Below are 5,000 nucleotides of genomic sequence, written 5' to 3' on the forward strand. Positions count from 1 at the left end.
CTGGGCGCAGCACCCTGCACCGCGATGGTGTTCGTCTGGTCGCAGCTGACGCGCGGAGACGAGACCTACACGCTTGTGCAGGTGTCGGTGAACGACCTGATCATGATCGTTGCATTCGCCCCGATCGTTGCCTTTCTGCTCGGCGTGACTGAAATCGAGGTTCCCTGGGAAACCCTCTTGCTCGCGACAGTCCTTTACGTGGTGCTGCCCCTGGTCGCCGGTCTGGCAACGCGGCGTTTGCTGGGTGGGCCGGACCGGATCGGCGCGTTTACCGCCCGCGTGAAGCCTGCGTCGATGATCGGGCTGATAGCGACCGTCGCGATTCTGTTCGGGCTGCAAGGCGGCGTGATCCTGAACCAGCCTCTAACCATCATGCTGATCGCGGTCCCGATCCTGAACCAGAGCTACGGAATCTTCGCGTTAGCCTATGGCGCAGCGTGGTGGCTGCGCGTGCCGCACAAAATCGCAGCGCCCTGCGCCATGATCGGGACCTCGAATTTCTTCGAGCTGGCCGTTGCCGTGGCGATCAGTCTGTTCGGCCTCAGTTCCGGCGCAGCGCTGGCGACCGTGGTCGGCGTCCTTGTAGAGGTTCCTGTGATGCTTTCGCTCGTTGCCGTCGCCAACCGCACCCGGGGCGCTTTTCAGAGGGGTGAAGTCGGCCTTACGGACCATTTCTGATAAAAACGCTGCATCTTTATCTCGTTTGAGCTAGCGCCTCGGTGGAAACGGCCCATAACGGCCTTTCGGCTCCAATCGCTGCGAATGCCCGCTCTCCGCCCGAAGCTGCCACTAAGACTTGGCACAGGCGAGCCATGCCTTCCCTACAAGAGCTCAGTGGATCCTTTGCCGCGAATTTCGCTGCAATGGCCCTCGTCATTTTTACCTTGCGCCATGTGTCGCTCGGCCCTCATTACCGAGACAAAGGGAGCCGGCGACATCCAGAAGCAGCAAAACCAGTCAGAGTGCTCCGAGAAGCGCTGAGAGAGCCGTAGGGGCCTCACGCCGCCACTTAGCACCCCTCTTCTGCATCCGCCGGGTCCAAGCCGCCCAGACGCCCGCAGAGAGGCTCACAGCAGATCACAACTTTGGCGCGATGCGATGAACCTCCGGCGCAGGTCCCGAAAACACCGCCGGGCGAAAGCAAGAATGATGATCTTGAGCTCACGCCAGTAGCCGAGGGCGCCTCGTGGGGCGCCTCTCCAAGGATACAGCCGGGGCGGCCGCCCAGTTTTTTACTAGCAGCCATAGGAGATGGGTCAACGTCTCGCATAGAGAAGACGCTCCGTGGAACAGCATTGCAAGCACCGATCAGCAGGTCAGCGGCTCTATGGCGACACAAACGCCGAGCCACAGGAATTACCCTGAACTTTGCTCTGACTGTGTCGCACCACCCTCAGATTGCGGATCTCGCAGTTAGAGCACCTCGCAGCCAACTGAAGGCCTTCTTCCCTGTCGATACAAGGACTGAGAAAGCGCGGAATCGCTCGTATTTGACTTGTAGTTTCATTGTAGCAGGCCGTCATCCACGCACATGGACCCGCTGGTCGAGCTCTCCCCATTGAACGGTCGCGCTCACAATCGCTCCTTTGAAGGGGCTGGGATATGCGGTCAAGTTGGTGGCAGCGGTCTCTTCAAGCCAGCGACTGCCTAGAGCTCATCGGTTTGCCTCCGAAAGCTCGAAGTTCGGGTTGTGATATTTGCACCGACGAGCATGGCGCGGGCAGCCAATTAGACGAGGATTGCCGTCGGCATATCCGTAAGGGCCTCTCAGCCGCTCTTATAAGGAAAACTGAGCCTCTCGGTGGAACAGCATGCTTCTGGTCGAGTAGCGCGTCAGGCAGCGGCTGAGCGCTCCGCGCCGATCATGGTCCCGCGACATAGGCCAAAAAACGGATTGCTTACGTCGATCTCGGCTTCCGCAAGAACCGCCCATCGTGACGCTTATGTAGGCGTTCACGCGACGCGCCGAACTATACTTTCTTCGAAATCAAGATTGATCATTCTTGTTCCGCAAGCGTCCAAGAGCTCGGCTTACGGTCGCCGCGGTTAGAAGCGCGCAGGTCGAGTTTGATACAGGAGGATTTGTCTGGTCTGGATGGATACCGAGCGGAGGACCATCCGCAACGTGAACTTGCGATCATGCAGTGAGTCGATGCCTCGGGTATGCCTGCAATCTGATCGCGGCGTGGACGGACGACTACAACGATCACCGCCCCCACACGAACCTCGACGGGCTCACACCGTGGGAGTATCACCAACGGTCGAAAGAGGTCCAAACTCTGAACAGGGCTAACCTATAAGCGCGGACTCCAAGGAGAGCAGGTCATCGTCTCGTGGGACGCGGAGGCGGTCCTCCACATGCTGGGAATCCGTGGCAAGCTGTTGGGATTGTTAAGCTTGGCGGACAGCAAAAACGCCGCTGCCCTTTCGGGAGCGGCGTCTTCGCTAAAGTTGGTTGCGGGAGTAGGATTTGAACCTACGACCTTCAGGTTATGAGCCTGACGAGCTACCGGACTGCTCCATCCCGCGGCAATTTTCGTATCGTTTTGTCATCGTTTTGAGAGATATTTTTGAGCGAGGCTTATTAGGTTTGGCGGCGACCTACTCTCCCACGTCTTGAGACGCAGTACCATTGGCGCAACGGCACTTAACTGCCGAGTTCGGAATGGGATCGGGTGTTTTGCTCGTGCTGTGACCACCAAACCGAATAAACCTCGCGGATACATCAGTTTTCCAAGTCAAGTTCACGTGGTGTATGCTTTTGGTCCGAGTGTGACATGGTCTTGCATGTCTACTACTGGATCAAATCAAGCCTATCGGACAATTAGTACCGGTCAACTGAACGCATTGCTGCGCTTACATCTCCGGCCTATCGACGTGGTGGTCTACCACGGTCCTCAGGGATACCTTGTTTCGAGGGGGGCTTCCCGCTTAGATGCTTTCAGCGGTTATCCTTTCCGATCATAGCTACCCAGCACTGCCATTGGCATGACAACTGGTCCACCAGTGGATCGTTCACCCCGGTCCTCTCGTACTAGGGGCAACTCCTCTCAAGTATCCTACACCCACGGCAGATAGGGACCGAACTGTCTCACGACGTTCTAAACCCAGCTCACGTACCTCTTTAAACGGCGAACAGCCGTACCCTTGGGACCTGCTCCAGCCCCAGGATGAGATGAGCCGACATCGAGGTGCCAAACGGTGCCGTCGATATGGACTCTTGGGCACCATCAGCCTGTTATCCCCGGCGTACCTTTTATCCGTTGAGCGATGGCCCTTCCACGCGGGACCACCGGATCACTATGGCCGTCTTTCGACTCTGCTCGACTTGTCAGTCTCGCAGTCAGGCTGGCTTCTGCCATTGCACTCAACGAGCGATTTCCGACCGCTCTGAGCCAACCTTCGCACGCCTCCGTTACTGTTTGGGAGGCGACCGCCCCAGTCAAACTACCCGCCACACAGGGTCCCGGATCCGGATGACGGACCGCGGTTAGACATCAAGCAAAGCAAGGGTGGTATCTCAAGGATGGCTCCACCGCGACTGGCGTCACGGTTTCAAAGCCTACCACCTATCCTGCACATGCTTGGCCTGATGCCAGTGTGAAGCTGTAGTAAAGGTGCACGGGGTCTTTCCGTCTAACCGCGGGAAGCCTGCATCTTGACAGGCAATTCAATTTCGCTGAGTCGATGTTGGAGACAGCGGGGAAGTCGTTACGCCATTCGTGCAGGTCGGAACTTACCCGACAAGGAATTTCGCTACCTTAGGACCGTTATAGTTACGGCCGCCGTTTACCGGGGCTTCAATTCAAGGCTTGCACCTCTCCTTTTAACCTTCCGGCACCGGGCAGGCGTCAGACCCTATACGTCGTCTTGCGACTTCGCAGAGCCCTGTGTTTTTAGTAAACAGTCGCCACCCCCTGGTTTGTGCCCCCAGCCACTAGTTGCCTAGAAACCGGGCCTCCTTCTCGCGAACTTACGGAGGTATTTTGCCGAGTTCCTTCAACATCGTTCTCTCAAGCGCCTTGGTATTCTCTACCAGTCCACCTGTGTCGGTTTAGGGTACGATCTAACGATGGAGCTATTTCCAGGAACTGCTCAGCGGCCCCTCCAATCCGATAAGGAGGAACAACCCTTGCAATCCGTCACTTCCATCTGGCCCAGGAATATTAACCTGGTTCCCATCGACTACGCCTTTCGGCCTCGCCTTAGGGGTCGGCTTACCCTGCTCAGATTAGCTTTAAGCAGGAACCCTTGGACTTTCGGCGACAGGGTCTCTCACCCTGTTTGTCGCTACTCATGTCATCATTCTCGCTAGTGATCTCTCCACGGGATCGCTCACGCGCCCGCTTCATCGAAAGCCTCTCTCCTCCAATGATCCCGTCGGGATCGAAGGAGGAATGAGACTATGTCACACTACGCTCCGCTACCACTGCTATGCAGTCCTAAGCTTCGGCTCATGGCTTGAGCCCCGGTACATCTTCGCCGCAAGACAACTTGTCTAGACCAGTGAGCTGTTACGCTATCTTTAAAGGATGGCTGCTTCTAAGCCAACCTCCTGGTTGTTTTGGTCGTCTCACCTGCTTTCCCACTTAGCCATGAATTAGGGGCCTTAGCTGTAGGTCAGGGTTGTTTCCCTCTCCACGACGGACGTTAGCACCCGCCGTGTGTCTGCCATCTAGTACTCCTCGGTATTCGGAGTTTGGTTAGGATCAGTAAGCCTGTGGGGCCCCATTACCCATCCAGTGCTCTACCCCCGAGGGTATTCGGATGACGCTCTACCTAAATAGATTTCGCGGAGAACCAGCTATCTCCGAGTTTGATTGGCCTTTCACCCCTAGGCACACCTCATCCCGACCTTTTTCAACAGGTGTGGGTTCGGACCTCCAGTAAGTGTTACCTTACCTTCATCCTGGACATGCCTAGATCACTCGGTTTCGGGTCTAATGCATCGAACTCATTCGCCCTATTAAGACTCGCTTTCGCTACGCCTACACCTAACG

General features: G+C 56.6%; 1 protein-coding gene, 1 tRNA gene, 2 rRNA genes and 1 pseudogene (1 of these 5 running past the window's edge). 2 read left to right on the plus strand and 3 right to left on the minus strand.

Features of this window, described 5'->3' with window-relative positions:
• Positions 1 to 678 (plus strand): arsenic resistance protein (locus BMX96_RS18895; protein WP_236737154.1); only part of this gene is annotated, 678 nt, incomplete at its 5' end.
• A 1,478-nt stretch (positions 679 to 2,156) separates the two neighbouring features.
• Positions 2,157 to 2,300: pseudogene (locus BMX96_RS18900) on the plus strand (integrase core domain-containing protein); the annotation flags it as partial.
• 152 nt (positions 2,301 to 2,452) lie between these two features.
• Here BMX96_RS18900 and BMX96_RS18905 read toward each other — a convergent pair.
• The 3 genes from BMX96_RS18905 to BMX96_RS18915 form a co-directional block, all read right to left on the minus strand.
• Positions 2,453 to 2,529, minus strand: a tRNA-Met gene (locus tag BMX96_RS18905).
• A gap of 59 nt (positions 2,530 to 2,588) precedes the next feature.
• Positions 2,589 to 2,703: ribosomal RNA gene (gene rrf, locus BMX96_RS18910) — 5S ribosomal RNA — on the minus strand.
• A gap of 100 nt (positions 2,704 to 2,803) precedes the next feature.
• Positions 2,804 to 5,000: ribosomal RNA gene (locus BMX96_RS18915) — 23S ribosomal RNA — on the minus strand; it runs 637 nt beyond the window's last position.

Origin of the sequence: Palleronia pelagia, from assembly GCF_900110115.1 — a bacterium.
GTDB classification, from domain to species: Bacteria; Pseudomonadota; Alphaproteobacteria; order Rhodobacterales; family Rhodobacteraceae; genus Palleronia; species Palleronia pelagia.